Genomic DNA, 26,200 nt, shown 5'->3' on the forward strand with positions numbered 1-26,200 from the left:
GAACAGAACCGACAGAAAAACGGACAGGCACAATGGCTACCGAAATCCGCGTCCCCACTCTTGGCGAATCCGTCACCGAGGCGACCATCGGCAAATGGTTCAAGAAGGTGGGCGACGCGATCGCCACCGACGAGCCGCTGGTCGAGCTCGAAACCGACAAGGTAACGGTCGAAGTGCCGGCCGCGGCAGCAGGAACGCTCAGCGAGATCGCCGTCAAGGAAGGCGAGACGGTCGAAGTCGGCGCTTTGCTCGGCATGATTTCGGCGGGCAACGGGGCAAAGGCGGCAGCACCCGAACCCGCGAAGTCGTCAACATCCGAACCGAAGCAGGACGCGGTATCGCAGGCCTCGGCGCCGACCGCCGCAGCCACCGTCAAGCAAGCCGCGGCCGAGACCGCCAAGATCGCCGGCGATGCCGGGCCGATCGAGGCGCGCGCGATGCCGCCGGCGCCAGCGGCGGCGAAGCTGCTGGCCGAAAGCAATCTCGCGGTCGACCAGATCTCGGGTTCCGGCAAGCGCGGCCAGGTGCTTAAGGGCGACGTGCTCGACGCGATCGCCAGGGGCGCTCCGTCGCAGCCGGCCGAGACGTTGAAGGCCCCTGCGCCGGTCGCCGCCCGCGCGCCGTCCTCGGCCGACGACGCGTCGCGCGAAGAGCGGGTGCGCATGACCAAGCTGCGGCAGACCATCGCCCGCCGCCTCAAGGAAGCGCAGTCGACTGCCGCCATGCTGACCACCTTCAACGAGGTGGACATGAGCGCGGTAATGGCGCTCAGGAGCAAATACAAGGACGTGTTCGAGAAGAAGCACGGCGTGAAGCTGGGCTTCATGGGCTTCTTCACCAAGGCCGTCACCCATGCGCTGAAGGAAATCCCTTCCGTCAATGCCGAGATCGACGGCACCGACATCATCTTCAAGAACTACGCCCATATCGGCGTCGCCGTCGGCACCGAAAAAGGCCTCGTCGTGCCTGTCGTGCGCGATGCCGACCAGATGGGAATAGCCGAGATCGAGAAAGATATCGGCAGGCTGGGCATCGCCGCGCGTGATGGCAAGCTGTCGGTCGCCGACATGCAGGGCGGCACGTTTACGATTTCGAACGGCGGCGTTTACGGATCGCTGATGTCGACGCCGATCCTCAACGCGCCGCAGTCGGGCATTCTGGGCATGCACAAGATCCAGGAGCGGCCGGTGGTGGTCGGCGGCCAGATCGTGATCCGGCCGATGATGTATCTGGCGCTCTCCTACGATCACCGCATCGTCGACGGCAAGGAAGCGGTGACCTTCCTGGTGCGGGTCAAGGAAAGCCTGGAGGATCCGGAACGGCTGGTGCTCGATCTCTAGGCCCGGTCGAGGTGAGCCGGAGAATGGATCTGCGCCACCGAATGAGTTCCTCTCGTTTGCACTCCGGAATGTTTTTCGCAGCTGTGCTCGCGGCCGGCATTGCGCAGACGGGATCGGCAGCCTTTGCCGCCTGCCCGCTCGAACTCGCCGTCTATGGCGATGCCGAAAGTGCGGCCGAGATCGATTTCAAGCCGACCGGGGGATCGGCTGTCGTCACCAACACCTTCAAGATGGTGCTCGATAACGATGTCGTTCTCGACGGGATCGTCATGTGGACGCAAGGCGTGGCGCGGCCGCATGGTTCGCTGATGTACAAATGCCCGACAGGCGACGTCACCGGCGACGAGCTCGCCGCCTGCACGCTGTGGGAGGGGGTCGTCTACAGTGCGGATGACAAGGGCAACATCGCTCTGTTGCCGGCGGAAGGGGTAGATGCTCCGAAGACCCTGATCTTTCCCGACCTCGGACCGTCGCTGCAGAGGTCGACCGCCTATGGCGCCAACGGGTTTTCAAAGGTGCCGTGGGATGTTTTTTCGTTGAAGGGCTGTCAGGAATGAGCGCGGCCAAAAAAGTGCTGCTGGTGACCGGCGGCGGCCGCGGCATCGGCGCTGCCACATCCAGGCTTGCCGTCACGGCTGGATACCGTGTTGCGATCAACTACGCATCGAATGAGGCTGCTGCCACGGCGCTTGTCGAGGCAATCGAACAGGCCGGCGGCGAAGCGCTGGCCATCAAGGGCGACGTTGGCAGCGAGGCCGATATCCAGGCGATGTTCGAGAGGATCGATCATGTCTTCGGGCCGCTCGATGCGCTCGTCAACAACGCTGGCGTGGTCGACCAGAGGGCGCGTGTCGACGAAATGAGCGGAGCACGGCTGGAGCGCATGATGCGCATCAACGTCATTGGCCCCATGCTCTGTGCCCGCGAAGCGGTGAAGCGCATGTCGACCAGCCATGGCGGCAACGGCGGCGCCATCGTCAATGTCTCCTCGATTGCAGCGAAAATTGGCGGGCCGGGCGAATATGTCGACTACGCTGCCTCGAAGGGCGCGATCGATTCTTTCACGATCGGCCTGGCGCGCGAGGTAGCCGGCGAAGGCATTCGCGTCAACGCGGTCAGTCCAGGGATTGTCGATACCGAAATTCATGCCTCCGGCGGACAGCCGGATCGCGTCGAGAGGATGCGTCACGGCGTGCCGATGCAAAGGGCGGGGACCACCGAAGAGGTCGCCGCGGCAATTCTCTGGCTCCTGTCGGACGGGGCGTCCTATACGACAGGCGCGAATTTGGAAGTGGGCGGCGGCCGCTAATCCCAGCCAAGGCTGAGTGCAGACCAGAAGGACAAATCATGGCTTATGACGTCGTTATCATAGGATCGGGACCAGGCGGCTATGTCTGCGCCATCAAGGCGGCGCAGCTCGGCCTGAAAACGGCGGTGGTCGAGAAGAACCCGACCTTCGGCGGCACCTGCCTCAATATCGGCTGCATCCCGTCCAAGGCGCTGCTGCATGCCTCCGAGATTTTTTCTGAGGCCGGCCACTCCTTTGACACACTCGGCGTCGAAATCAGCAAGCCGAAGCTCAATCTGGAAAAGATGATGGCGCACAAGGACGCGACAGTGGCGTCCAACGTCAACGGCGTCGCCTTCCTGTTCAAGAAGAACAAGATCGACAGCTTTCGCGGCACCGGCAAGGTCCTGTCTGCCGAAAGAGTGTCGGTGACCGGCGAGGACGGCAAGGTCGAGGAGATCGAGACCAGGAACATCGTCATCGCCACCGGCTCCGACGTCGCCGGCATTCCGGGGGTCAAGGTCGACATCGACGAGAAGGTAATCATATCGTCGACCGGCGCGTTGTCGCTGGACAAGGTGCCGGGCCACCTGGTGGTGGTCGGTGGCGGCGTCATCGGGCTGGAGCTCGGCTCGGTATGGGCGCGGCTCGGCGCCAAGGTGAGCGTCGTCGAGTTCCTCGACACCATTCTCGGCGGCATGGACGGCGAGGTCGCCAAACAGTTCCAGCGCATGCTGTCCAAGCAAGGCATCGAATTCAGGCTCGGCGCCAAGGTGACCGGTGTCGCCAAGGCCAAGAAGGGCGCCACCGTCACCTTCGAGCCGGTCAAGGGCGGCGCGGCCGAGACGATCGAGGCGGACGCGGTGCTGATCGCGACCGGACGCCGGGCCTATTCGGACGGTCTCGGGCTGAAGGAGGCCGGGGTCGAGGTCGACGAGCGCGGCCGGGTCAAGACCGACGGACGTCTCACGACCAATGTCCCTGGCATCTACGCCATCGGCGACGTCATCGCCGGGCCGATGCTCGCCCACAAGGCCGAGGACGAGGGCGTGGCGGTGGCCGAGATCATTGCCGGCCAGGCCGGCCATGTGAATTACGGGGTGATCCCGAACGTCGTCTACACCAGTCCGGAAATTGCCTCGGTGGGCAAGACAGAGGAAGAGCTGAAGGCGGCCAGCATCGACTACAAGGCCGGCAAGTTTCCGTTCAGCGCCAATGGCCGGGCGCGCGCCATGCTGCACACCGACGGCTTCGTGAAGATCCTGGCTGACAAGCAGAGCGATCGCGTGCTCGGCGTCCACATCGTCGGCTTCGGCGCCGGCGAGATGATCCACGAGGCGGCGGTGCTGATGGAGTTCGGCGGCTCGTCGGAAGATCTTGCCCGCACCTGCCACGCCCATCCGACGATGTCGGAAGCGGTGAAGGAAGCGGCACTGGCGACCTTCTTCAAGCCGATCCACATGTAGGCCTTCCCAAGGAACTCCGGCAGCCATCTGACGGCTCAAAACAAAAACGGCCCGCTTTTCAGCGGGCCGTTCGTATTTGAAGTCAGCAGCCGATCACTGCGGGGCTGGTGCGGGGGCCGGAGCAGGTGCTGGCTCTGCAGGAGCCGGAGCTGGCGCTGGTTCTGCTGGCGCCGGAGCGGGCGCTGGTTCTGCCGGCGCCGGGGCAGGTGCAGGCTCTGCAGGGGCCGGGGCAGGCGTTGGTTCAGCGGGCGCTGGCGCCGGGGCCGGCATGGTTGCAGCCGGCGGTTCACCAGGCTCTGGCGCCTCACCGCTTGTTCCAAAAATATAATAAGCAACGATGGCCAGGATAACGACGACCAGGGCAATCAGCCAGCCGGTGCTGCCGCCACCCGACTTGGGAGGGGGGGTCGGAGTGGTGTACGGGTCGTTTGGATTCGCCATAAAAGTGTCCTCCGTGGATGAAAAGTATCAATCAACACACATCAACGCGCAATCGTTGAACAGGTTTCACGCTAGGAATCGAAAACGCCGAAAACAGGGCATTCTTCGCCGGGAATCGTTTGTCTGCAAGCACTTTACTCGCAAAACTCACCGTGATCGAGCCAAATTAGACCTTTCGACCGTCCTGTACTGAGACAAACCTCCGGCGACTCGGGCAAAGCGTCGCCCCGAATCACGCCTTGCCGGGTCTGCAACTCGACCGTGCAACTCAGTCGACGGCAGTGACGGTGTAGCCGGCCTTGCGGAAATCCTCGACCAGGCCCTCCGCGCCAGGGAGGTGCAGGGCGCCGACCGCCATGAACACGTTGCCCTTGGCGAGGATCGGCCTGGCATGGTCGATCATCACCTTGTTGCGGCTGGTGATCATGATTTCCTCGAAGGCGGCATAGCTTGCTGAATCGTCTTCGTCGCCGGGAAGGACGGCACGAAACAGCGGCCAGAGCATCCCGGTGTCGCCGCGCTGGTAAAGCACGATCATGGTTTCATTGACGTCGTTCACCCTGTCGCCGAGCTTCAGGGTGTCGACGAGGCCCTTCATGTGAAACGCAAGCGGCAGCGAGGCCATCGCGCGAAGCTGGTCGGCGACGGTCTCCAACCCATCGACGGCCTTGCCTGAGGCTTTGGCGTCCTCTGCAAGCTTGATGTCGAGCACCGGCGTGCCGTCGGCCTGGCGGGCCAGTTCACAGGCCGGGAGCGCGACCATGGTCGACAGCATCCACGGCTTCATCTTGGCAACGCTCGCCGGTGGAATGCCGCGCGCGTCGAGCGCCTTGTTCACCGCCGCCGCATCGTCCGGCGACAGCAGCGAAGACAGCGTGGTGCTGTCGGTGAACATCATCAGTTCCGGCTCTTTCAGGAACGCCGCCATCATCTTCTGCTTGTCGAGCACCTCCGTGGTCTCGATGACGACAGTGTCGGCGGCGTCAAAGGCCTTTTGCGCGGCGGGCGGCAGCGTGGTCACGCGCGGGTCGGTCATGTGCATGGTGCCGAACAGGAAGGACGGACTTTCGCCCGCCTTTTCCAGTTTCCACAACAGGCCCTTGCCGTTCGGTGTCGCGGCCGCTTCCGTCTCGATCTTGCGGTAGGCGGCCGGGTTATCCTTCTGCAGGGCCGACAGCATGTCGGCGCCGGCGCAGACCTGGGTTTCAGCCCCTGGGGTTTCAGCGCGCGCCCTGCCGGCGGCGAGCAGCGCGATGACGAGGAAAGAGAGGAAAAACAGGACGTTCAGCGCGACGAGCAGCTTCAGCGAAGCAAAGGCAGTGCGGTCGGCGATAGCAATGACGCGTTTCATGGCTCGCTTTTAGAGACAAAGAACGGCGAAACGGTTAACCGGCGCGGCAAAATTGTCTCGGACATCGTTCCACGGCGCATACCCTGGCTGCAACTTGCGAAATCATGCGTCGGCTACGCCCGCGGGTGGGCCGCTTCATAGATTTCGAGCAGCCTCGCGGTGTCGACGCCGGTATAGATCTGCGTCGTCGACAGGCTGGCGTGGCCCAAAAGTTCCTGGATGGTGCGCAGGTCGCCGCCGCGCCCAAGCAGATGTGTGGCGAAGGAATGGCGCAACGCATGCGGCGTGGCGGTGTCCGGCAGATTGAGCGCCGAGCGCAGCTTGGCCATGTCGCGCTGGACAATGGCCGGGTTGAGCGGGCCGCCGCGGGCGCCGCGAAACAGCAGACCCTTTGGATCGAGATGATAGGGGCAGAGCCGGCGGTATTGGGCGATCGCCCGCAGCGCGATCGGCAGCACCGGCACCAGCCGCGTCTTGCCGCCCTTGCCGGTGACGCGCAGCACCGTTTCATCAGGCGACGACAGGTCGCCGCCGGACAGGCCGAGCGCCTCGGAAATGCGCAGGCCCGAGCCGTAGAGCAGCGTCAGCACGGCGGCGTTGCGGGCGGCGATCCACGGTTGCTCCGCCAGCTGGCCTTCCACCGAAACGACGTGTTTCGCATCGCTTGCCGTCAGCGGCTTGGGCAGCGACTTCGGCTGCCGCGGCGCGCGCAGTGCCGCAGCACCCGCCGCATTGACGAGGCCGCGCCGCTCCAGAAAGCGCAGCAGCGAGCGGATGCCAGCGAGCCCCCGCCCGAGCGTGCGGGCGCCGGCGCCTCCGGCACGGCGGGCAGCCAGAAAGCCGCGCAGATCGGCCGGGCGCAGATCGGCTATATCCGAAATGCCGGGCGAGCCGCCGCAATGGCCGGTCAGGAAGTGCAGGAACTGGCGCGTGTCGCGCTCATAGGCTTCCACGGTTTCCGGCGACAGCCGGCGTTCGCGCGCCAGCATCTTGAGCCAGCTTTCACGGGCCGCCTGAAGGTCTGGCTTGGCCGGGATGAGGAATTCCTGCATTGCGCTCTTCCGATATGCCGTTCTTCCATTTCCGGGCGATCTTCCGGCAGCCGGGTTAGGAAGCGGTGAAGAGCCGCGTCATTGAAATGACAAGAGCGTGGAGCTAGAGCAAGGCAAAGGATTTTTCCACCGATGACCAAACCGCAAAACCCTGTCCAGATGGCCGTGATCGGCGCCGCCCATGGCATCAAGGGCGAATTGCGCGTGAAAACCTTCACCGGCGATCCGCTGGCGCTGGCCGACTACGGGCCGCTCTATGCCAGGGACGGCCGCGCCTTCCAGATCGTCGACATCAGGCCGGCCAATAACGTCGTGGTGGTGCGCTTCAAAGGTATCAGCGACCGAAACGCTGCCGAGGCGCTCGCCGGCACGGAATTGTTCGTCGACCGCTCGATGCTGCCGGACGACGGCGAAGAGGACGAGTTCTATCATGCCGATCTCGTCGGGCTGGCGGTCCGGGACGATACCGGTGCTGACATCGGCAAGGTCGTCGCTGTGCATAATTTCGGCGGTGGCGATATCCTCGACGTGATATTGGCGGGGCGCAAAGGCGTGCTGATCCCGTTCACGCAGGCTGCCGTTCCTGACGTGTCGATCAAGGACGGTTTCGTCCGCATCGATCCGGCGGCGGCGGGCTTGATCGATGACGAAGACAGCGATGCCCCTGGCAGCGATGGTTTCGACCCGAAGGGCAGGCCGCGCGGGCCGAAGGACGCCGGGGGCAATCGGTGAGTTTTTCCGCCTCGGTGCTGACGCTCTATCCCGAAATGTTTCCCGGTGCACTCGGCGTGTCGCTGGCCGGCCGGGCGCTGGAGGCCGGCACATGGTCGCTGGAAGCAATCCAGATCCGCGATTTCGCCACCGATCGCCATCGCACCGTCGACGACACGCCGGCCGGCGGCGGCGCCGGCATGGTGATGCGCGCCGACGTTCTGGCCAAGGCGATCGACCATAGCTCGCCACCGGGCGATTCACGGCCACGGCTGCTGATGAGCCCGCGTGGAAAACCGCTGACGCAGGTGCGTGTGCGCGAACTGGCCGCGGGGCCGGGCGCGGTGATCGTCTGCGGACGCTTCGAAGGCGTCGACCAGCGGGTGATTGACGCGCGGGGGCTGGAGGAGGTCTCGGTCGGCGACTTCATCCTCTCCGGCGGCGAGCCGGCAGCGCTGGTGCTGCTCGACGCCGTGGTGCGGCTGTTGCCCGGCGTGATGGGCAATACGGTGTCGGGCGATGAAGAGAGCTTTGAAAACGGCCTGCTCGAACATCCGCACTACACGCGTCCGCAGGAATTCGAGGGCCGGCAAATCCCCGAGGTTCTCACCTCGGGCAATCATCAGAAGATCGCCGCGTGGCGACGCGCCGAATCGGAAAGATTGACGAAAGAGCGGCGGCCGGACCTGTTAGCCGCTCAGCCCTTGGTGAAGTAATAGAAGGCAAGAAACACGCCGACCCCGACGACGAAGCCACGCACGGCAATTTGCGGCACGCGCTTGGCGATCCAGACGCCGGCATAGCCGCCCAGCGCGCCGCCCGGTATCATGACGATCGCCTGCCGCCAGGCGATGACGTCGCCGGAGACGAAGACCAGGATGGCTACTGCCGCGATGACCACGGCCAGCAGGTTCTTCAGCGCGTTGAGGCGGTGATAGTCGCCGGCCTGGGTGAGGCCGAGCGTCGCCAGCATCATGACGCCCATGCCGGCGCCGAAGAAGCCGCCATAGACGGCGGTGGCGAACTGCGCCAGGGAACCGACCAGCGAACCCACCGCGGCCTGACGGCCCGGCTTGGGCGCCGGCTTCAGCCACGGCCCGGCGGCGAACAGCGCGGTTGCCGCGAGCAGCAGCCAGGGCACCAGGACGCGAAACGACGGATTGTCGAGCGCCAGAAGGATGAGCGCACCGGCCAGCGCGCCAAAAGCCGAGATAAGGCCGAGCAGCAACGCGGTGCGCCAGAAATGCTTGATGTCGGACCAGTAGGCGAGCGTCGAGGTGATGTAGCCGGGAAATTGCGTCAGCGACGAGGTGGCGTTGGCGACGATCGGCGGCAAGCCGACCAGCGACATGGCGCCGAAGGTTATGAATGTCCCGCCGCCGGCTATGGCGTTGACGGCGCCTGACAGAAAGCCCGCGAAAAAGAGCAGGGCCGCATCGAGAACTGGCATGGAGGGTGTTGCCGCCGGAGGAAAGTCACGTTCTGCCCGGCTTAAAAAGTTTGGGCCTTCAACGCAACCCCTGTGCCGGAAGATTGCGACGTTGACCAACGACCAAAAAAGAACGCGGCAAAGGCGTGACAAAGCGTCGAAATAGCTGTATGTGCGCGCCGAACCGGGAGAAAATCTGCCGGACCCGTCAACAATGACGGTGTAGTCGCCCCTGCCCGATGTTCTCGAACCCAGATGTTCTCGAACAAAGGGCATAGCCGAGCGGTCAATGGAACTGCAAGGCGAGTGTCGGACGCTCTGACTGTCGGAAGAACAAGAAGTGGATTTGTAGAGATGGATATCCTCCGTCAGCTCGAGGCCGAACAGGCCGCCAAGATCGAAGCCAAGCGCAAGCTTCCCGAATTCCAGCCCGGCGACACCGTACGCGTCCAGGTCCGCGTGACCGAAGGCACCCGCACCCGCGTCCAGGCCTATGAGGGCGTCGTCATCGCCCGCGCCGGCGCCGGTTTCCAGGAGAATTTCACCGTTCGCAAGATTTCCTACGGCGAAGGCGTGGAGCGCGTGTTCCCGGTCTTTTCGCCGATGGTCGAGGGCGTCGAGATCGTGCGCCGCGGCAAGGTGCGCCGCGCCAAGCTCTATTACCTGCGCGATCGTCGCGGCAAGTCGGCCCGCATTTCGGAAAACACCGGCGTGCGCGCCCGCAAGCTGAACGATGAGGAGCGCGATGCGCTGAACGCCGAGAAGGCCCGCATCGAGGCCGAGAAGGTGGCAGCCGCCCAGGCGCTGGCCGCCGAGAAGGCAGCGCAGGAAGCCGCCGAGAAGAAGGCCGCCGACGAGGCCGCCAAGGCCGAGGAAGCCGCTGCCGCCGAATAAGGCGAATTCAAAAACCATGTTTCGGAAAGGCGGCTTCGGCCGCCTTTTTTTGCCTCGCGGAATGGGTTTCGATTTTGCCGGGCCGCGTTCGGTGCGCAATCGAAACGGACCGTTCCGTAACGTTCTGAATGCATCGAATCCATTTTCGCGCGAAGCCGCATCAAGCCGGCTTGCAAGGCGCCTGCGGAAAGCTAAAGTCGGCGCCGGATTTCCTGCAAGCCTCGACCATGTCGAGGCCGTTCAAATGCTCGGGGTGTACCATGATCAAATCGAAACTGCTGTTGGCCGGCCTGTTGGCTCTGGTACTTGCGCCCGCCGCCGCCTTGGCGCAGGCGCTGCCCGATCTCGGCGGCAAGAAGGTGGTGGTGGTGACGGAAAACGCCTATCCGCCGCTGCAGTTCATCGACGCCAAGACCGGCAAGCAGATCGGCTGGGAATATGACGCGATGAACGAGATCGCCAAGCGGCTGAATTTCCAGGTCGAATACCAGAACACCTCCTGGGACGCGATGATCCAGGCAGTTTCCGACAACCAGTACAACATCGGCATGACCGGCATCACCATCAAGGACGATCGCAAGCAGAAGGTGGATTTCTCCGACCCCTATATGCGCTCGGAACAGTTCATGCTGGTGCGCGGCGACGAGAAGCGCTTCACCGACGCCAAGACGCTCGGCGCTTTCAAGGACGGGTTGATCGGTGCGCAAGCCGGCACCACGCCGTTCTACACCGCTGTCTACAGCGTGCTCGACGGCAATGAGCAGAACCCGCGCATAAAACTGTTCGAGACGTTCGGCGCCACGGTGCAGGCGCTGAAGACCGGCGACGTCGATGTCGTGCTGACCGACGGCACTGCCGGCAAGGGCTATGTCGAGGCGTCCAATGGCGGGCTGAAGCTGATCGGCGGACCACTCGGCACCGAGGAGTTCGGCTTTATTTTTCCGAAAGGCTCGGATCTGGTGAAACCGGTCAACGCAGCCATCGCCGCGCTGAAGGCCGACGGCACACTCGACGCGCTCAACAAGAAATGGTTCCTTGATTACAAGATGGGGCAGTAGGACTTTTGTCGCGGACGTTGCGGGACGCGCAGGAACTCGCGCTGACTCTGCGCCCGTGCACCCCCCTCTGTCCGGCAGGCCAGAGGAGGGTGGCCTGGCGCGACATTGGTTCGTCGGCGCGCCCTGATGGCAACGCCCGCAGCTTCAACCGCCAAATCCGATTTCCCGTGGTGGCTTGCCGTGGCGGCGGCGCTCGCCCTGGCAGCCGCTATCTTCATCGCCGCGAGCGACCTCTATGCCCAGGTTTTCGCGACCGTCGCCAAGGGCATCGGCATCACCGTGTTCGTCACAATGGTCGCCTTCGCGCTGGCCTCGGCAATCGGGCTCGCCATTGCGCTGATGGGGCTGTCGGGGTCGCGCTGGCTGCGCCAGATCGCGCGCTTTTATGTCGAGATCATTCGCGGCGTGCCAATGCTGGTGCTGTTGTTCTGGATCGCCTTCGCCGGCGCGCCGGCCTTCGTCGCGGGATGGAACGCGCTGACGGCGCCGCTGCAGAGCGCCGGCCTGTTCGGCGAGCTAATGATACGCGACGTATCGTTGCTATGGCGCGCCATCATGGCGCTGACCATCGGCTACTCGGCCTTCATCTCGGAGGTCTTCCGCGCCGGCATCGAGGCGGTCGAGAAGGGCCAGATCGAGGCCGCGAAGGCGCTGGGGCTGACGCGCACCCAGCGTTTTCGGCTGATCGTCTTTCCGCAGGCGATCCGCACCATCCTGCCGCCGCTCGGCAATGATTTCGTCGCCATGGTCAAGGATTCCTCGCTGGTCTCGGTGCTCGGCGTCGCCGACATCACCCAGATGGGCAAGATCTATGCAGCCGGCTCGTTCCGCTTCTTCGAGACCTATTCGATCGTCGCCTATATCTATCTCATCCTGACGGTCGGCCTGTCGCTGGCCCTGCGGGCGGTGGAGAAGCGGCTGCGCCGCCAAGATGAGCGATAGGCGGCAGGCGAGGACGGCGCTACCATGCGGCATATGTCCTGTGTCCGGAGAAAGCAGTGATCGTCGACAAAGCCAATGCGGCGCTGGATGCGGTCTATACGGCCGACACGCCGGAAGCGCTTGCCAAGGCCTACGCCGCCTGGGCTGCGACCTATGACAGCGAAACCGCCTCGCTCGGCTACCTCCTGCCGTTCCTGATCGCCGCCTGGGTGGCGCGCCATGTGCCGTCAGGCGAAGGGCCGCTGCTCGACGCCGGCTGCGGCACCGGCCTGTCGGGACCGTCGCTCAAGGCGCTGGGCTATGAGGACATCGCCGGGCTCGACCTGTCGGCTGAAATGCTGAAAATCGCCGGCAGCCGGCAGGCTTACAGCGAGCTGAAACAGGCGATGCTCGGCGATCCTCTGCCTTGGCCGGATGGGCATTTCCGCGCCTTCTTCTCGACCGGTGTGTTCACCATCAGCCATGCACCGGCCTCCGGCCTGCATGAACTGGTGCGCATCACCAGGAAGGGCGGCCACGCCATCTTCACCGTTCGCGACCAGGTTTTTGCGAGCGGCGGGTTTCAGGCGACGTTCGACGAACTGGAGCAGGCGAAAAAATGGCGGCCGGTCGAAGAAAGCCCGTGGTTCCGCTGCTATGCGATCGCCGAACCTGAGGCGCTGGTGAAGACATTTGTGTTCGAGGTGGTTTGAATACCGGTTTGCAGAACCCAGGTTCTGCGAACCCCGCCGCGATTGCCGAAAAGCCAAAACATTGGTATGAGCCACGCCATGGAACAGCTTTTTGGCGATCCGGCTTACAAGGGGTTCGTGCTGCAGGACAGAAAACGCCTGCCGTCACGGTTCTCGGCGCGCGTTTCCGGCGCTCTGACCAGCCGACTTCGCTGAGATATCCGGGCTAGGCCGTGTTTGCCGGCTAGCCGGCGCTAGTCGCTTCCCATTTTCATATCGACGGATTTACGCACATGAGCGCACCGCGCACCCTCTACGACAAGATATTCGACGACCATGTCGTCGACCGCCAGGACGACGGCACCTGCCTGCTCTATATCGACCGTCACCTCGTCCATGAAGTGACCAGCCCGCAAGCTTTCGAAGGCCTGCGCATGACCGGCAGAAAGGTCCGCCATCCGGAAAAGACGCTGGCCGTGGTCGATCACAATGTATCGACCTCGCCCGAGCGCAAGTTCGGCATCAAGAACGAGGAAAGCCGCATCCAGGTCGAGGCGCTGGCCAGGAACGCCAAGGATTTTGGCGTCGAATACTATTCCGAGAAGGATATCCGCCAGGGCATCGTCCACATCATCGGTCCGGAGCAGGGTTTTACGCTGCCTGGCATGACCATCGTCTGCGGCGACAGCCACACCTCGACGCATGGTGCTTTCGGCGCATTGGCGCACGGCATAGGCACGTCGGAAGTCGAGCATGTGCTGGCCACGCAGACACTGATCCAGCGCAAGGCCAAGAACATGCTGGTGCGCGTGGACGGCGTGCTGCCGGAAGGCGTCACCGCCAAGGACATTATTTTGGCGATCATCGGCGAGATCGGCACTGCCGGCGGCACCGGCTACGTCATCGAATATGCCGGCGAAGCGATCCGCGCGCTGTCCATGGAAGGCCGCATGACCATCTGCAACATGTCGATCGAGGGCGGTGCCCGGGCCGGCTTGATCGCGCCTGACGAGACAACCTTCGCCTATGTCAAGGACAAGCCGCGCGCGCCGAAGGGCGAGGCATGGGACGCCGCGCTCGCCTACTGGAAGACGCTGCAGTCCGACGAGGGCGCGCATTTCGACAAGGTGGTCGTGCTCGACGCGGCGAAACTGCCGCCGATCGTCTCCTGGGGCTCCTCGCCCGAGGACGTCGTCTCGGTCCAGGGCATCGTGCCGAACCCAGACGATATCACCGATGAGAACAAGCGTACGTCCAAGCAGCGCGCGCTCGACTATATGGGCCTGACCCCAGGCACCAAGATCACCGATATCGCGCTCGACCGCGTCTTCATCGGCTCCTGCACCAACGGCCGCATCGAGGATCTCCGCGCTGTCGCCAAGGTGGTCGAGGGCAAGAAAGTCAGCCCTCACGTCGATGCGATGATCGTGCCGGGCTCCGGTCTGGTCAAGGAGCAGGCGGAGGCCGAAGGTCTCGACAAGATCTTTGTCGCCGCTGGCTTCGACTGGCGCGAGCCGGGCTGCTCGATGTGCCTTGCCATGAACGACGACCGGCTGAAGCCGCATGAGCGCTGCGCCTCGACCTCGAACCGCAATTTCGAGGGCCGCCAGGGTTTTAAGGGCCGCACCCATCTGGTGTCGCCGGCGATGGCGGCGGCGGCGGCGATCGCTGGCCATTTCGTCGACGTCCGCGAGTGGAAATAACCCGCTGACGAGTTGCCAGAACCCGAACCGCGATGCGGTTCGGGTTCTCTTCACGCCGGGCGCCTGACGAATTCGTGGAATTGCTCACGGCGGCCGGGTTCATCCTTTGCCACCACGAGCGCCAGCTGCCGTTCGTCGAACAGCTTGAACCATTCGTCCCATTCGACCAGTTCGTAGCCGCCGGCGTTGGCCGGGCGTTCGGCCTGGTCCTGGTCCTGATAGGCATGCTGGCCGAAAACCAGCCTCAGCATGGCTTGCGTGCCTGTTTCGGGCGATACATCGACGATTGCCGGAAATCCGGCACGTGACGCGGCCCAAGAGCGAATTGCCTCGTGGTCGGTCAGCATGATCGTATCGGCCATGAAAGCGTCTCCATCGATTGCTGCTGGAAAACGCCGGTCGCGGTTTCAAGTTCCGTGCAGCGGCTTCATGGCAGCCTCGCGCATATTCGACTTTGCTTAACCGCTTGTTGGGGCTTGCGCGCTAAGATCTCTCTCACGGAAGCGTGGGGGTTCACGGTCCTTTGGACAACGGTCTGCTGACAGGGTTGCTCAACCCGACCATCGCGCTTGCGCTCGGCGCGGTGTTTCTCGTGCTGTGGTTTTATCAGCGTCACTGCCCCTATCTGGCTGTGCTCGCCGCCAGTTACTGGCTTTCGGCGGCCGGCTTCCTGCTGCAGTACTTCACCCTGCCCATCGGCATGGCGCCGACCAAACTGCTCTCCGTCACCTGCTTCACGATTGCCGCCAGTGGTCTCGCCGGCGCGATTGTGACACGCTATGGACGGCGCGTGCCCTTTGTTGCGATCGGCTTTCTGGCGAGCAGCGGCCTGGTCGCTTTTTGCTGGTTCATGTTCATCCAGCCCGATCTCACCTGGCGAATCCTGGCGATGAATTTCGCTTTCGGCGGGCTCAGCCTGGTTGTCGCTGCCGAACTGCGCGTGGTGCGCGACAGGGGCCCGACGGAAATGATGCTGTTCGTGCTGTCGCTGCTTTCCGGGCTGAATTTCGTCGCGCGCACCCTCGTTATCGTCATCGCGCATGGGCCCTACCAAAGCTATGACGGGTTCTATGCCTCGTCCTACTGGACGACGGCGCTGCTGTCGCATGCGCTGCTGTCGCTGCTCATCGCGCTTAGCCTGTTCTGCGCGGCTGCGCTCGACGTGATGAAAACGCTGAAGGCCGAGGCGTACACCGACCCGCTGTCGGGCCTGCTCAACCGGCGCGGCTTCGAGGAACGCGCCACGCATCTCCTGCGGCACTGCGCCACGGCCAAACTTCCGGTCGCGCTGGTGCTCGCCGACCTCGATCACTTCAAGGCAGTCAACGATCTGCACGGGCATGCGGCGGGTGATCGCGTGATCGCCGATTTCGCCGCCAAGCTTCGATCGGCTGCCGGCACCAGCTGCGTCGCCGGCCGAATCGGTGGCGAGGAGTTCGCCGTGCTTTTGCCGCTGAGCGACCTTGGCGCGGCAAGGCTGTTTGCTGAAGCCATTCGCACGGTCTATTCGGCAGGCAGCGTCGACGGGCTTCCGCTCGGCACAAGAGTAACGGCGAGCTTCGGCGTGGCGGCCCGCACCGGCGAGGAGGAGCTGGAGCCGCTGATGCGCCGCGCCGACGAGGCACTTTACAAGGCCAAACGGAACGGCCGCGACAGCGTGCGGCTATCCTATGAACGGTCGCCCCATGGACGGTCGGAAACGGCGCTGGTCGTGGAGCCGCTCAAAGCCGGCTGATCGTCCACGTCTAGAGCATTTGCAGCCAAGGGAATCGCTTGGCGCCGCAGAAATCGCGCCAAACAAACAAACAGCGCGGGGTGCGCGGTTCAATTCGAGCGCATTCCGTCCTACGCCCACGTTAACGCCTTTTTCGCCCGTTCGTGATTTGCTGTCGCAGGGAGTGTGAAAGACCACATGGGCGGCGGCGCAGAGTTCATCCTTGCAATCAACCTGCTCGTCGCCGGCCTGCTGGCGGCCGCCTTCATGACCATATCGTTCAACGACGCGGCGCGCGCGCCGGCGCGCTGGCTGGTCTTCGGTTATCTGCTCGGGATGGCCTATTTCGCCATCGAGTTCAGCATTCCGCTCTTCGACAATGCACGACCCGCAGTCGTCGCGGGCTTCGCCGTTTTCCTGGGCGCCACCATCGCCTTCAATGGCGGGCTTGCCCATAAATACGGCGTGGCGCCGCCTTGGGTGCCGATGCTCGTCTTCCTGTTTGCGGCCACCGTGGCCGTGTATTTCGTGCAGGATCTGCCGCGCCAGTCGCTTGCCCGCATGATGGCCTACCAGCTTCCCTATGCCGCCATGCAGTTCGTCGGCGTCGGCATCGTCTGGTCGTCAAGGCAAAGACGCGACTGGCTCGATCATGCGCTGATGGCCGTCCTGGCGGCCAGCGCCCTGCAATTCGTGAGCAAGCCGTTCATCGCCCATGCCATGGGCGGCTGGGGAGCCAATCCGCAGGCCTATCTGCAGAGCAACTACGCTCTGGTGTCGCAATCGCTTGGCACGGTGTTTGCCATGACAATCGCGCTTCTCATCCTGATCATTCTGGTCCGCGACGTGCTCACCGAAGCGACGTCGAAGTCGGAGACGGACACGCTGTCGAGGCTGCTCAACCGTGGCGGCTTCGAGCGTCATGCCGAGCTTGCGATGCGTGACGCCGTGCGCAGGGGTATTCCGGTCGCGCTGGTCATCGCCGACCTCGACCATTTCAAGAGCATCAACGACAGTTTCGGCCATGCATCCGGCGACAGGGTCATCGAGGCCTTTGCCGGCTTCCTGCGTGATGCGGCCGCCCAGCATCACGTCGCCGGCCGCATCGGTGGTGAGGAATTCGCCATCATCCTGCCGGGAACCAACCTCGCCGCCGCGCGGCTCTTCGCCGAAGGCACGCGCAGCGCTTTCGGGGCGTTGCCGATCGACTGTCTGCCGGCGAACCATCGTTGCACCGCCAGCTTCGGCGTTGCCGAGCTCCACCCGACTGAGAATTTTTCCGACCTGCTGCGGCGCGCCGACGAAGCGCTCTATCAAGCGAAGGGCAGCGGACGCAATTGCGTGCGGATCTCAATAGGATCAATCGCCGCCCGGCAGCCGGCTGTCGCCAATGCCGGGCCGAAGATCAGCGGCAGGGGCTAAGCTCCGGCATCTCGCCGTCGGAAAGCCCGTACATATAGCTGCGGCCCTTGACGAAAACCGGCGGCCTGTAGCAGTCGCGGCTGCTGACATCGTCTGGTTCGTCTTGATAGACGATTTTGGGCCGGCCGGCGCCGACGTAATCCGACATTTCCTTGGCCAATTCGCCCTCGCCAACGAGGATGCGCTTGTAGCCGGCGGCGCCCTCGATGACAAGATTGCCGAACGAATCGGCATAGACGCGGTCGCGCGTCCCGGCGCGTGCCGGCGCTGCGAAGCCGATGGCCACCGCCACCAGGACGATGGCCATCGAGAGGGGCGCCCGAAGGCGCGATCTGGCTGAATTCGAACGCATGGCGTCCCCCCATTTGTCAGAGGCCGAGTCTTGCTCGAATCATAAATTAACCTTTTCTTAACCATTGTTAAGAGGCCAGCCCTGTTGGCCGCCAGGTCTCGGCAAACATGGTTAATATCCGCGGCCATCTTTCGGCCATGCTTGCCGCCACCATCGCAGCCGGCGCCGAGCGCGACATCGGTGATCTTGGCAAAGCATCGCGGCTGGATTGACGCGCAGGGAGGCAGCATATGGCGTTAGGCCGGACGTTTCGGGTGACGCTGGCCCTTTGTCCATTGCTGACCACAATTGCCTGCGTGTCTCAGACCAATGCGCCGAATGCCGGAAATCCGCTAGCCGATTCACCGCAGCCGCGCACCGCGACCTATACTTGCGCCGACGGCGCCAGGATCACCATCGAAAATCTCGGCACTTCGGTGCGGGTGTTTGGCCCGGACGGCGCCAGCGAGGACCTGCCGGCCTCGCCAGCCAATCAAAACAGCCGCTTTGGCGCGGCGCGTCACGCAATCGTGATCGACGGGCGCGACGCGCTGGTGATGAAGGGCGGGAGGACGCCGCTGACCTGCAAGCGCTGAAAGTACGCTACGTTCCGGTTCTCGGAACCACTGTTTCAGCCACGGCCTGACCTGAATCTCAACATGCCCCAAGCCGTCGGACCGAAACCACATACCGCACTGCAGCGAACATTGCGCCGGCTTTGGGTCGCGCCCTAATCGATTGAAGCGAAACCCGGCCTTTTGTCAGACTAAATTAGGTTTTCGAAACGATTTTCCGGCTTTGACGCGGTGCAAAAAGAGCATTAGAAACCGGGCTGTCCAAAGTCGCAACCGGAAGCGGTAATGCCGCATTTCCACCTGGGGCTCCAGAGACGCCGAACTGGGGGAGCCATGAGCAAATCACCAGCCACCCGCGAATTTGCCAGACGTGAACGGCCGCTTTCGCCGCATCTGACCGTCTATCGACCGCCGATCACGATGACGATGTCGATCATCCATCGCATCACCGGCGGGGCGCTCTATTTCGGCACGCTGCTGGTCGCGCTGTGGCTGATGGCGGCGGCGAGCTCGCAATCCACCTTCGATGCCGTCAACTGGGCCTTCGGCTCGTGGCTGGGGCGGCTGGTGCTGTTGTTCTATACCTGGGCGCTGATGCACCACATGCTGGGCGGCGTGCGCCATCTGATCTGGGACACCGGGGCCGGTCTTGAAAAGGACACCGCCTCCAGGGTCGCCTGGGCGACGCTGGCCGGCTCGATCGTACTGACGCTGCTGATCTGGATCGCCGGTTACATGGCGCGGGGAGCCTGATCGTGAGCCACCACAACACCGACATGCGCACGCCGCTGGCCAAGGTCCGCGGCCTCGGCTCCGCCCGCGAGGGCACGGAGCATTTCTGGCGCCAGCGCCTCACGGCGATCGCCAACATTCCGCTGATCCTGTTCTTCGTCGGCTTTCTGATCGCGCTGAACGGCGCCGGCTATGCGCAAGTGCGCGCCGCACTTGCCAACCCGTTCGTGGCGCTGGTCCTGGCCCTGGTGCTGTTGTCCGGGCTCTACCATATGCGGCTCGGCATGCAGGCGATCATCGAGGATTATGTGCATGGCGAGGGCATGAGGCTGGCGCTGCTCGCCCTCAACACATTCTTTCCCGTAGTGGTCGGCGTCGCCTCGATCTTCGCCCTGCTCAAACTGGCATTTGGAGGCTGATATTTTGGCCAAGGACGCGAACAACGCCAACACGGCGTCCGCCTACAGCTATGTCGACCACAAATTCGACGTGGTTGTGGTCGGCGCCGGCGGCGCCGGCCTGCGCGCCACGCTCGGCATGGCCGAACAGGGTCTGCGCACCGCCTGCATCACCAAGGTTTTCCCGACGCGGTCGCACACTGTCGCCGCTCAGGGCGGCATCGCCGCCTCGCTGTCCAACATGGGCCCCGATTCCTGGCAGTGGCACATGTACGACACCGTGAAAGGATCGGACTGGCTCGGCGACGTCGACGCCATGGAATATCTGGTGCGCGAAGCACCCGCCGCCGTCTACGAGCTCGAGCATTACGGCGTGCCGTTCTCGCGCACCGAAGAGGGCAAGATCTACCAGCGGCCGTTCGGCGGCCATATGATGAATTTCGGCGACGGCCCGCCGGTGCAGCGCACCTGTGCGGCCGCGGACCGCACCGGCCACGCCATCCTGCACACGCTCTACGGCCAGTCGCTGAAGAACAACGCGCAGTTCTTCATCGAGTATTTCGCGCTCGACCTGATCATGGAGCCGGACGGCACCTGCACCGGCGTCGTCGCCTGGAACCTCGACGACGGCACCATCCACCGTTTTTCGGCAAAAATGGTGGTGCTGGCGACCGGCGGCTATGGCCGTGCTTATTTCTCGGCGACCTCGGCGCACACCTGCACCGGCGACGGCGGCGGCATGGCGGCGCGGGCCGGGCTGCCGCTGCAGGACATGGAATTCGTGCAGTTCCACCCGACCGGCATCTACGGCGCCGGCTGCCTGATCACCGAGGGCGCGCGCGGCGAAGGCGGCTATCTCGTCAATTCAGAAGGCGAGCGCTTCATGGAGCGCTATGCGCCGTCGGCCAAGGACCTTGCCTCGCGTGACGTGGTCTCGCGCTGCATGACGCTGGAGATTCGCGAGGGACGCGGCGTCGGCAAGAACAAGGACCATATTTTCCTCCACCTCGACCACCTCGATCCGGCCGTCTTGCACGAGCGGCTTCCGGGTATTTCGGAGTCGGCAAAGATCTTTGCCGGCGTCGACCTGACCAAGGAGCCGATCCCGGTGCTGCCGACGGTCCACTACAATATGGGCGGCGTGCCGACCAACTACTGGGGCGAGGTGCTCAACCCCACCGCCTTGAACCCGGACCAGGTGTCGCCCGGGCTGATGGCGGTCGGCGAAGCCGGCTGCGCCTCCGTCCACGGCGCCAACCGGCTGGGCTCCAACTCGCTGATCGATCTGGTGGTGTTCGGCCGCGCGGCGGCGATCCGGGCCGGCCAGGTGATCGACCGCAACGCGGCGATCCCGTCGCCCAACGAAGCCTCGATCGACAGGATCATGGACCGCTTCGACCGGCTGCGCCACGCCAACGGCTCGACGCCGACGGCGGTTTTGCGCGAAAAGATGCAGAAGGCGATGCAGGACGATGCGGCGGTGTTCCGCACCCAGGAATCGCTGCAAAGCGGCTGCAAGCGCATTTCGCAGATCTGGGGCGAGTTCAAGGACGTAAAAGTGTTCGACCGCTCGATGATCTGGAACTCCGACCTGGTCGAGACGCTGGAACTGGAAAACCTGATGGCCAACGCCATCACCACGGTCTACGCCGCCGGGGCGCGCAAGGAGAGCCGTGGCGCACATGCGCGAGAAGATTTTTCGGCGCGCGACGATGCGAACTGGCGCAAGCACACCCTGTCCCGGCTCAGCGAGGCCGGCGAGGTGTCGCTCAGCTATCGGCCGGTGCACACCGAGCCGCTGCTTAGCGAAGCAGACGGCGGCATCAACCTGGCCAAGATCGCGCCCAAGGCCAGGGTGTATTGATGATGGCCGCCGTAAACGGGACTCGGTCCGGGCTGAAACTCGTCATCCGAAAGGACCTGAGATAATGGTCGAACTCACCCTTCCGAAAAACTCGAAGATCAAGGCGGGAAAAACTTGGCCGAAGCCGGAGGGTGCGACCAATCTGCGGGAGTACCGCATCTACCGCTGGTCGCCGGACGATGACGGGAACCCGCGCATGGACACCTATTTCGTCGACATGGACGATTGCGGGCCGATGGTGCTCGACGCGCTGCTCTACATCAAGAACAAGATCGACCCTACGCTGACGCTGCGCCGCTCCTGCCGCGAGGGCATTTGCGGCTCCTGCGCCATGAATATCGACGGTTCCAACACGCTGGCCTGCACCAAGGGCTGCGACGACATTTCCGGCGCGATCAAGGTCTATCCGCTGCCGCATATGCCGGTGGTCAAGGACCTGGTGCCAGACCTCACCAATTTCTACGCCCAGCACGCTTCGATCGAGCCGTGGCTGAAGACGGTGTCGCCCGAACCGGCCAAGGAATGGCTGCAGAGCCATGAGGACCGCGAAAAGCTCGACGGGCTCTATGAATGCATCTTGTGCGCCTGCTGCTCGACCTCATGTCCGAGCTACTGGTGGAACGGCGACCGCTATCTCGGCCCGGCGACGCTGCTGCAGGCCTATCGCTGGCTGATCGATTCCCGGGACGAGGCCAAGGGCGAACGGCTCGACAATCTCGAAGACCCGTTCCGGCTCTATCGCTGCCACACCATCATGAACTGCGCCCAGACTTGTCCCAAGGGGCTGAACCCGGCCAAGGCGATCGCCGAGATCAAGAAGATGATGGTGGAGAGAAGGGTTTAGCTTCGGACGGGTTGCTGCAGGGATCATTTCGTCGGTAGTGATCCTTCGCGCCGGCGCTGTCCCGCCGACTTCAAAGGAAGCCGACCCATGACCGATACCGAACTCCCCATCCTCTCTCCCGTCGAAGCGCGCGTGCTCGGTTGCCTGATCGAAAAGAAGGAACTGACGCCCGACATCTACCCGCTGACGCTCAATGCGGCACTTGCCGCCGCCAACCAGAAGACGGCGCGCGAGCCGGTGATGTCGGTCGAGCTTGTCGAGGTGAGACGAGCGCTTGGCCAACTCGAGCACAAGGGGCTGGTCAGGCAGGTCTTTGCCTCGCGTGTCGAGCGCTACGAGCATGTCGTCGCGCAGCGCTTTTCGCTGACCTCGGCGCAGATTGCGCTGCTTGGGCTGCTGTTGCTGCGCGGTCCGCAGACCGCCTATGAATTGCTGGCGCGAGCTGAGCGCATGGCGCGGTTGCCCTCCATCGACGAACTTCGCAGCAATCTCGACCTGTTGATCGGACGCAAGCCGCCGCTCGTTCAGCAGATCGATCGTGGTCCCGGCCAGCGTGAGGACCGCTATGTGCATCTCCTGGGCGGGCCGGTGCAGCTGTCGGCTGCCGCAGCGCCCTTGCAAGCGCCTTCGCCGGCCTCGGATCTCGAAGCGCGCGTGCAGGCGCTCGAGGAGGAGGTTGCGCAGCTGCGCGCACGCATCGACGCGCTGACCGGCGACGGACGCTGATGACCTTTTGAGGCGTTCGAGGGACGTGAAGGATCGCTTACGCCCCACAAATGAAAACGCCGGCCCTGGAGCCGGCGTTTATCACCTCATGCCATCTGCTCAGCCGAGCTTGGCGTCGAGCGAAACCTTTATGGCGCCGAGCGCCTTCGAGACCGGGCATTCGGCCTTGGCCTTCTCGGCCAGCTCCTGGAACTTCGCCGCATCGATGCCCGGCACCTTGCCGACCACCGTGAGCGCGCTGCCGGTGATCCCCGTGCCAGGAACCAGCGTCACCACCGCCTTGGCGTCGAGTTCGTCGGCGGGGGTGCCGTTCTCGGCCAGGAAGTGAGAGAACTGCATGGCGTAGCAGCCGGCATGCGCCGCTGCGATCAGTTCCTCCGGATTGGTGCCGGCCTTGCCGCTTTCGTCCTCGAACCGCGCCTTGAACGAGTACGGCGTCCCTTTCAGGGCCGCGCTCTGCGTGTCGAGCGTGCCGTTGCCCTCTTTCAGATTGCCTTTCCAGACGGCGTTTGCGGTGCGGTCCATGAATTCCTCCTTGATTGTGGTGGCTGAGCCGTGATCGGCGTCTGGTCGACTATAGCGCGCGCGGGCACGAAGGCCACCCGTGCTTTCGCGCCAATGGCGACGCGTAAAAAAATCCGCGTGCAAAAAATGTCGACTTCCATCTGCCTCGGCCGTCCTGCGGGCGGCCACGGGTTTCGTGGCCGAATGGAGGACACCATGGATAATCTGTTTTCTGCTCACTGGAGAGACACTGGCCGAAAGGCGGCTGAACAGGAAGCCGACTGGTTGGCTCGGCAACCTTGCGGTTTCGGTCGACTGCTTGCTGCGGTCGCCATGATAGGGGTTGCGGTATCCCTTCTCGATTATGCAGCGGTCAAAAGCCCGGCTGGGACCTTGGTCGCCAACAGTTCGTCCCAACAAGGAAGATGAGAAATGAAATATGTTTGCCTGGTCTATGGTGAGGAAAAAGACCTTTACGCAATGAGCCCGGAAAGGCTGGCCAGGCTCGACGCCGACTCGCTGGCCTATGATAAATCGGTGGAGCAAAGCGGCCGGCTGATCATCGCGCAGGCGCTGCAATCGGTAAGAACGTCGAAAACCGTGCGCCGGCGCAAGGGCAAGCGGCTGATCACCGATGGTCCCTTCGCCGAGACCAAGGAGCAATTGCTCGGCTTCGTCATGATCGAGGCGGGGGATATCGACGAGGCGCTGGAGATTGCCGGCGGGATTCCGCTGGCCGAAATCGGCACGATCGAGGTCAGGGCGATCTACAGAGTACCGGGATCCTGAACATTATTCCGGTTGCGTCCGGCGGAATCGATTTCTTCGGCGGGCGCAACTTTTGCGTGTTGAAGCGAGACAGCACTTCTCCTATCGTCGCTGCGGTTGGGGGATTTCGGGCATGCATATACTGATTGCTGCAATTGGGCTGTTGGGAGTGGCGGCGTTCTGGTGGTATCGGATGAAGGCCATGAACGATGCGGCGCGCGAGGTCGCGGACGTCGTCGGGCGGGTGCAAGGCAACATTCGGCGCAAGAGGTTGCGCAATCAGGCGGCGCTCTCACCGCTGACGGCGATCGACGATCCGGTCGTGGCGGCCGCGACGCTGATCACCGCCATCATTTCCGAGAACGGCCCTGTCCTGCCGCAGCGCGAAGCCGTGATTCGGTCGGTGATTTCGGAGATTGCAGACGACAACAAGACCGATGAGGCCGTGGTCTACGCCAAATGGGCGGCGTCACAGATCGATGATGCCACGATCGTCATCGACAAACTGGCGCCGTTTCTGCGCGAACGTCTCGATGTGACTGAGCGAAACGATTTGTTGCAGATGGTGGACCGCGCGGCGCAGACTGGTGAGCAACCCCTAAAAATATCCGACCAAAGGATACTGCGGCTGCGCCAGAAACTCGGCTTCGAGGTCAACTAAAGGTGTGCTGATATTCAGGTGATGCCAGCCCGTCAGATGGGTTCAGATCGCCTCGCCCTTGAGCAGTTTCGGCGTGTCGCCGGACAGACCGGACGCCTGGCGGATGAAGAAATCCTTCAGCCGCGGCATGCGTTCGACGACGCCGAGGCCGATGTCGCGGACGGCGCGCAACGGGCCGATGTCGTTGGAAAACAGCCGGTTCAGGACATCGGTGGTGATGCCCATCTGCAGCGTGTCGAAGCGCCGCCACTGCTGGTAGCGTTCGAGCACGTCGAGCGCGCCGACATCCTGGCCGAGCCGGTCGGCCTCGACCACCACTTCGGCCAATGCCGCGACATCCTTGAAACCGAGATTGAGGCCCTGGCCGGCGATCGGGTGGATGCCGTGGGCGGCGTCGCCGGCGAGCGCAATGCGCGGCGCGACGAAATCGCGGGCGATCGTCAGGCCGAGCGGCCAGGCGCGCGGCTTGTCGGCGACGCGAATTTCGCCGAGCTTCAGGCCAAACCGCTGTTCCAGCTCGTGCTCGAAGACGAGGTCGTCGCCGTCGACCAGTTTTTCGGCATCTTCCGACCGCTCGACCCAGACGATCGACGAGCGGTGAGTGCCGTCGTTGTCCGACTTGAGCGGCAGCGTGGCGAACGGGCCGGCTGGCAGAAAATGCTCTTCGGCGCGGCCATTGTGCGGCCGTTCATGCGCGACGGTGCAGACGATGCCGGACTGGCCGTAGTCCCATTTCACCGTCTTGATGCCGGCCATGTCGCGCAGCTTCGAGTTGACGCCGTCGGCGGCGATCAGCAGCCGCGCCTTCAGCGTCGCGCCGTCGGCAAGATGCACGGTGATGCCGGCACCGTTGACGTCGAAGGCACTGACGGCGACGCCTTCGATGATGTCGATGCCGAGTGTTTCAGCGCGCCGGCGCAAGGCGCCGTTCAAATCCCTGTTGGCGACCATATGCGCAAACGCTTCGCCAGGCGCGACCTCGCCATCGAACGTGAGAAACACCGGGCGCAGCGGATCGGAAGCGCGCGAATCGGTGACGATCATCTCGGTGATCGCCTGCGCCTCGGAGGCGATTTCGGCCCAGACGCCGAGTTGGTCGAGCATGCGGCAAGCGGCAGCGGCGATCGCCGAGGCGCGGCCGTCCTTTTGCCAGATGCCGGCGGGCGCGGCGTCGACGACAGCGACCGCCAGGCTCGGTCGTGCCTGTTTCAGCGATACGGCGGCGGCAAGGCCGACATAGCCGGCGCCGGCGACCAGAATGTCGAGCGCGGTTCGGTTTTTTGCATCCGCCTTGTCGACCATGGCAAATTCCTTT

General features: G+C 63.7%; 28 protein-coding genes. 21 read left to right on the forward strand and 7 right to left on the reverse strand.

The annotated features are described in order from the left end of the window. Nucleotides 1–32: 32 nt before the first annotated feature. The 4 genes from odhB to lpdA all read left to right on the forward strand — a co-directional run bounded on the left by odhB (nucleotide 33) and on the right by lpdA (nucleotide 4,094). A complete protein-coding gene (gene odhB, locus AC0L3H_RS13655; RefSeq protein WP_473585800.1) occupies nucleotides 33–1,340 on the forward strand; it encodes a 2-oxoglutarate dehydrogenase complex dihydrolipoyllysine-residue succinyltransferase in 1,308 nt (435 codons plus the stop codon). 68 nt (nucleotides 1,341–1,408) lie between these two features. Next, nucleotides 1,409–1,897: a hypothetical protein gene (locus AC0L3H_RS13660; protein WP_473585801.1), complete on the forward strand. Its 489-nt coding sequence runs from the start codon at nucleotides 1,409–1,411 to the stop codon at nucleotides 1,895–1,897. Then, nucleotides 1,894–2,649 carry an SDR family oxidoreductase gene (locus tag AC0L3H_RS13665; protein WP_473585802.1) on the forward strand — a complete coding sequence of 252 codons (756 nt, stop codon included), beginning with the start codon at nucleotides 1,894–1,896 and terminating at the stop codon, nucleotides 2,647–2,649. The genes AC0L3H_RS13660 and AC0L3H_RS13665 overlap by 4 nt, the downstream gene beginning before the upstream one ends. 38 nt (nucleotides 2,650–2,687) lie before the next feature. After that, nucleotides 2,688–4,094 (forward strand): dihydrolipoyl dehydrogenase, encoded by a 1,407-nt coding sequence (lpdA, locus tag AC0L3H_RS13670; protein ID WP_473585803.1) that lies wholly within the window; start codon nucleotides 2,688–2,690, stop codon nucleotides 4,092–4,094. 709 nt (nucleotides 4,095–4,803) lie between these two features. Here the strand turns inward: lpdA and AC0L3H_RS13675 are convergent. Both AC0L3H_RS13675 and AC0L3H_RS13680 read right to left on the reverse strand, forming a co-directional pair. Further along, nucleotides 4,804–5,886: a TraB/GumN family protein gene (locus tag AC0L3H_RS13675; RefSeq protein WP_473585804.1), complete on the reverse strand. Its 1,083-nt coding sequence runs from the start codon at nucleotides 5,884–5,886 to the stop codon at nucleotides 4,804–4,806. Nucleotides 5,887–5,999: 113 nt separating this feature from the next. Further along, nucleotides 6,000–6,938, reverse strand: coding sequence for a tyrosine recombinase XerC (locus AC0L3H_RS13680; protein WP_128187221.1), 939 nt, complete (start codon nucleotides 6,936–6,938; stop codon nucleotides 6,000–6,002). A 132-nt stretch (nucleotides 6,939–7,070) separates the two neighbouring features. Here AC0L3H_RS13680 and rimM point away from each other — a divergent pair, with 132 nt between their 5' ends. Both rimM and trmD read left to right on the forward strand, forming a co-directional pair. Next, entirely contained in the window at nucleotides 7,071–7,670 is a 600-nt protein-coding gene (gene rimM, locus AC0L3H_RS13685; protein WP_023800594.1) for a ribosome maturation factor RimM, read from the forward strand. Further along, complete coding sequence (trmD, locus tag AC0L3H_RS13690; RefSeq protein WP_473585805.1) at nucleotides 7,667–8,365, forward strand: tRNA (guanosine(37)-N1)-methyltransferase TrmD; 699 nt, start codon at nucleotides 7,667–7,669, stop codon at nucleotides 8,363–8,365. Before rimM ends, trmD begins: the two co-directional genes overlap by 4 nt. Here trmD and AC0L3H_RS13695 read toward each other — a convergent pair. Next, nucleotides 8,347–9,099 carry a sulfite exporter TauE/SafE family protein gene (locus AC0L3H_RS13695; RefSeq protein ID WP_091592219.1) on the reverse strand — a complete coding sequence of 251 codons (753 nt, stop codon included), beginning with the start codon at nucleotides 9,097–9,099 and terminating at the stop codon, nucleotides 8,347–8,349. The genes trmD and AC0L3H_RS13695 overlap by 19 nt on opposite strands. A gap of 333 nt (nucleotides 9,100–9,432) precedes the next feature. On the opposite strand from AC0L3H_RS13695, the gene rplS reads away from it, so the two are divergent. From rplS to leuC, 5 genes are all read left to right on the forward strand, one after another. After that, a complete protein-coding gene (gene rplS, locus AC0L3H_RS13700; RefSeq protein WP_023800592.1) occupies nucleotides 9,433–9,972 on the forward strand; it encodes a 50S ribosomal protein L19 in 540 nt (179 codons plus the stop codon). Nucleotides 9,973–10,232: 260 nt separating this feature from the next. Beyond that, a complete protein-coding gene (locus tag AC0L3H_RS13705; protein ID WP_473585806.1) occupies nucleotides 10,233–11,030 on the forward strand; it encodes a transporter substrate-binding domain-containing protein in 798 nt (265 codons plus the stop codon). 126 nt (nucleotides 11,031–11,156) lie between these two features. After that, nucleotides 11,157–11,972: an amino acid ABC transporter permease gene (locus AC0L3H_RS13710; RefSeq protein ID WP_473585807.1), complete on the forward strand. Its 816-nt coding sequence runs from the start codon at nucleotides 11,157–11,159 to the stop codon at nucleotides 11,970–11,972. 56 nt (nucleotides 11,973–12,028) lie between these two features. Continuing rightward, on the forward strand, nucleotides 12,029–12,664 hold the full coding sequence (locus tag AC0L3H_RS13715) for a class I SAM-dependent DNA methyltransferase (protein ID WP_473585808.1): 636 nt from the start codon (nucleotides 12,029–12,031) through the stop codon (nucleotides 12,662–12,664). Between the two features lie 272 nt (nucleotides 12,665–12,936). Next, a complete protein-coding gene (gene leuC / locus AC0L3H_RS13720; RefSeq protein ID WP_473585809.1) occupies nucleotides 12,937–14,346 on the forward strand; it encodes a 3-isopropylmalate dehydratase large subunit in 1,410 nt (469 codons plus the stop codon). 50 nt (nucleotides 14,347–14,396) lie between these two features. Here leuC and AC0L3H_RS13725 read toward each other — a convergent pair whose 3' ends face one another. Continuing rightward, nucleotides 14,397–14,708, reverse strand: coding sequence for a hypothetical protein (locus tag AC0L3H_RS13725; RefSeq protein ID WP_023800585.1), 312 nt, complete (start codon nucleotides 14,706–14,708; stop codon nucleotides 14,397–14,399). Between the two features lie 161 nt (nucleotides 14,709–14,869). Here AC0L3H_RS13725 and AC0L3H_RS13730 point away from each other — a divergent pair, with 161 nt between their 5' ends. Then, entirely contained in the window at nucleotides 14,870–16,081 is a 1,212-nt protein-coding gene (locus AC0L3H_RS13730) for a GGDEF domain-containing protein (protein WP_473585810.1), read from the forward strand. Between the two features lie 177 nt (nucleotides 16,082–16,258). Further along, nucleotides 16,259–17,482 (forward strand): GGDEF domain-containing protein, encoded by a 1,224-nt coding sequence (locus AC0L3H_RS13735; RefSeq protein ID WP_473585883.1) that lies wholly within the window; start codon nucleotides 16,259–16,261, stop codon nucleotides 17,480–17,482. Here AC0L3H_RS13735 and AC0L3H_RS13740 read toward each other — a convergent pair. Continuing rightward, nucleotides 17,466–17,834 (reverse strand): hypothetical protein, encoded by a 369-nt coding sequence (locus AC0L3H_RS13740; RefSeq protein ID WP_473585811.1) that lies wholly within the window; start codon nucleotides 17,832–17,834, stop codon nucleotides 17,466–17,468. The genes AC0L3H_RS13735 and AC0L3H_RS13740 overlap by 17 nt on opposite strands. A gap of 230 nt (nucleotides 17,835–18,064) precedes the next feature. Between AC0L3H_RS13740 and AC0L3H_RS13745 the strand changes: the two genes are divergently transcribed. The 6 genes from AC0L3H_RS13745 (at nucleotide 18,065) to AC0L3H_RS13770 (ending at nucleotide 22,952) form a co-directional block, all read left to right on the forward strand. Next, nucleotides 18,065–18,409 (forward strand): hypothetical protein, encoded by a 345-nt coding sequence (locus AC0L3H_RS13745; RefSeq protein WP_473585812.1) that lies wholly within the window; start codon nucleotides 18,065–18,067, stop codon nucleotides 18,407–18,409. A 312-nt stretch (nucleotides 18,410–18,721) separates the two neighbouring features. Next, nucleotides 18,722–19,141 carry a succinate dehydrogenase, cytochrome b556 subunit gene (gene sdhC, locus AC0L3H_RS13750; RefSeq protein WP_077380892.1) on the forward strand — a complete coding sequence of 140 codons (420 nt, stop codon included), beginning with the start codon at nucleotides 18,722–18,724 and terminating at the stop codon, nucleotides 19,139–19,141. A gap of 23 nt (nucleotides 19,142–19,164) precedes the next feature. After that, nucleotides 19,165–19,539 carry a succinate dehydrogenase, hydrophobic membrane anchor protein gene (sdhD, locus tag AC0L3H_RS13755; RefSeq protein WP_268929907.1) on the forward strand — a complete coding sequence of 125 codons (375 nt, stop codon included), beginning with the start codon at nucleotides 19,165–19,167 and terminating at the stop codon, nucleotides 19,537–19,539. Nucleotides 19,540–19,543: 4 nt separating this feature from the next. After that, nucleotides 19,544–21,382: a succinate dehydrogenase flavoprotein subunit gene (sdhA, locus tag AC0L3H_RS13760; RefSeq protein WP_473585813.1), complete on the forward strand. Its 1,839-nt coding sequence runs from the start codon at nucleotides 19,544–19,546 to the stop codon at nucleotides 21,380–21,382. A 64-nt stretch (nucleotides 21,383–21,446) separates the two neighbouring features. Beyond that, entirely contained in the window at nucleotides 21,447–22,226 is a 780-nt protein-coding gene (locus AC0L3H_RS13765) for a succinate dehydrogenase iron-sulfur subunit (RefSeq protein WP_473585814.1), read from the forward strand. A gap of 87 nt (nucleotides 22,227–22,313) precedes the next feature. After that, complete coding sequence (locus tag AC0L3H_RS13770) at nucleotides 22,314–22,952, forward strand: YceH family protein (RefSeq protein WP_473585815.1); 639 nt, start codon at nucleotides 22,314–22,316, stop codon at nucleotides 22,950–22,952. 99 nt (nucleotides 22,953–23,051) lie between these two features. Here AC0L3H_RS13770 and AC0L3H_RS13775 read toward each other — a convergent pair whose 3' ends face one another. After that, nucleotides 23,052–23,477 (reverse strand): OsmC family protein, encoded by a 426-nt coding sequence (locus tag AC0L3H_RS13775; protein WP_473585816.1) that lies wholly within the window; start codon nucleotides 23,475–23,477, stop codon nucleotides 23,052–23,054. Nucleotides 23,478–23,888: 411 nt separating this feature from the next. On the opposite strand from AC0L3H_RS13775, the gene AC0L3H_RS13780 reads away from it, so the two are divergent. After that, nucleotides 23,889–24,245 carry a YciI family protein gene (locus AC0L3H_RS13780; protein WP_473492590.1) on the forward strand — a complete coding sequence of 119 codons (357 nt, stop codon included), beginning with the start codon at nucleotides 23,889–23,891 and terminating at the stop codon, nucleotides 24,243–24,245. A gap of 181 nt (nucleotides 24,246–24,426) precedes the next feature. Next, nucleotides 24,427–24,885, forward strand: a complete 459-nt coding sequence (locus AC0L3H_RS13785; RefSeq protein ID WP_473585817.1) for a hypothetical protein — start codon at nucleotides 24,427–24,429, stop codon at nucleotides 24,883–24,885. Nucleotides 24,886–24,927: 42 nt separating this feature from the next. Here AC0L3H_RS13785 and AC0L3H_RS13790 read toward each other — a convergent pair whose 3' ends face one another. Beyond that, nucleotides 24,928–26,187, reverse strand: coding sequence for a ubiquinone biosynthesis hydroxylase (locus AC0L3H_RS13790; RefSeq protein WP_473585818.1), 1,260 nt, complete (start codon nucleotides 26,185–26,187; stop codon nucleotides 24,928–24,930). Nucleotides 26,188–26,200 lie beyond the last annotated feature (13 nt).

This window comes from Mesorhizobium sp. WSM4816, from assembly GCF_055811535.1.

Bases quoted from the DNA above. Each gene is read 5' to 3' on its own strand.
- odhB (WP_473585800.1), top strand. From the start codon at position 33: ATGGCTACCGAAATCCGCGTCCCCACTCTTGGCGAATCCGTCACCGAG.
- AC0L3H_RS13660 (WP_473585801.1), top strand. From the start codon at position 1,409: ATGTTTTTCGCAGCTGTGCTCGCGGCCGGCATTGCGCAGACGGGATCG.
- AC0L3H_RS13665 (WP_473585802.1), top strand. From the start codon at position 1,894: ATGAGCGCGGCCAAAAAAGTGCTGCTGGTGACCGGCGGCGGCCGCGGC.
- lpdA (WP_473585803.1), top strand. From the start codon at position 2,688: ATGGCTTATGACGTCGTTATCATAGGATCGGGACCAGGCGGCTATGTC.
- AC0L3H_RS13675 (WP_473585804.1), bottom strand. From the start codon at position 5,886: ATGAAACGCGTCATTGCTATCGCCGACCGCACTGCCTTTGCTTCGCTG.
- AC0L3H_RS13680 (WP_128187221.1), bottom strand. From the start codon at position 6,938: ATGCAGGAATTCCTCATCCCGGCCAAGCCAGACCTTCAGGCGGCCCGT.
- rimM (WP_023800594.1), top strand. From the start codon at position 7,071: ATGACCAAACCGCAAAACCCTGTCCAGATGGCCGTGATCGGCGCCGCC.
- AC0L3H_RS13695 (WP_091592219.1), bottom strand. From the start codon at position 9,099: ATGCCAGTTCTCGATGCGGCCCTGCTCTTTTTCGCGGGCTTTCTGTCA.
- rplS (WP_023800592.1), top strand. From the start codon at position 9,433: ATGGATATCCTCCGTCAGCTCGAGGCCGAACAGGCCGCCAAGATCGAA.
- AC0L3H_RS13705 (WP_473585806.1), top strand. From the start codon at position 10,233: ATGATCAAATCGAAACTGCTGTTGGCCGGCCTGTTGGCTCTGGTACTT.
- AC0L3H_RS13710 (WP_473585807.1), top strand. From the start codon at position 11,157: ATGGCAACGCCCGCAGCTTCAACCGCCAAATCCGATTTCCCGTGGTGG.
- leuC (WP_473585809.1), top strand. From the start codon at position 12,937: ATGAGCGCACCGCGCACCCTCTACGACAAGATATTCGACGACCATGTC.
- AC0L3H_RS13725 (WP_023800585.1), bottom strand. From the start codon at position 14,708: ATGGCCGATACGATCATGCTGACCGACCACGAGGCAATTCGCTCTTGG.
- AC0L3H_RS13735 (WP_473585883.1), top strand. From the start codon at position 16,259: ATGGGCGGCGGCGCAGAGTTCATCCTTGCAATCAACCTGCTCGTCGCC.
- AC0L3H_RS13740 (WP_473585811.1), bottom strand. From the start codon at position 17,834: ATGCGTTCGAATTCAGCCAGATCGCGCCTTCGGGCGCCCCTCTCGATG.
- AC0L3H_RS13745 (WP_473585812.1), top strand. From the start codon at position 18,065: ATGGCGTTAGGCCGGACGTTTCGGGTGACGCTGGCCCTTTGTCCATTG.
- sdhC (WP_077380892.1), top strand. From the start codon at position 18,722: ATGAGCAAATCACCAGCCACCCGCGAATTTGCCAGACGTGAACGGCCG.
- sdhD (WP_268929907.1), top strand. From the start codon at position 19,165: ATGCGCACGCCGCTGGCCAAGGTCCGCGGCCTCGGCTCCGCCCGCGAG.
- AC0L3H_RS13765 (WP_473585814.1), top strand. From the start codon at position 21,447: ATGGTCGAACTCACCCTTCCGAAAAACTCGAAGATCAAGGCGGGAAAA.
- AC0L3H_RS13770 (WP_473585815.1), top strand. From the start codon at position 22,314: ATGACCGATACCGAACTCCCCATCCTCTCTCCCGTCGAAGCGCGCGTG.
- AC0L3H_RS13775 (WP_473585816.1), bottom strand. From the start codon at position 23,477: ATGGACCGCACCGCAAACGCCGTCTGGAAAGGCAATCTGAAAGAGGGC.
- AC0L3H_RS13780 (WP_473492590.1), top strand. From the start codon at position 23,889: ATGAAATATGTTTGCCTGGTCTATGGTGAGGAAAAAGACCTTTACGCA.
- AC0L3H_RS13785 (WP_473585817.1), top strand. From the start codon at position 24,427: ATGAACGATGCGGCGCGCGAGGTCGCGGACGTCGTCGGGCGGGTGCAA.
- AC0L3H_RS13790 (WP_473585818.1), bottom strand. From the start codon at position 26,187: ATGGTCGACAAGGCGGATGCAAAAAACCGAACCGCGCTCGACATTCTG.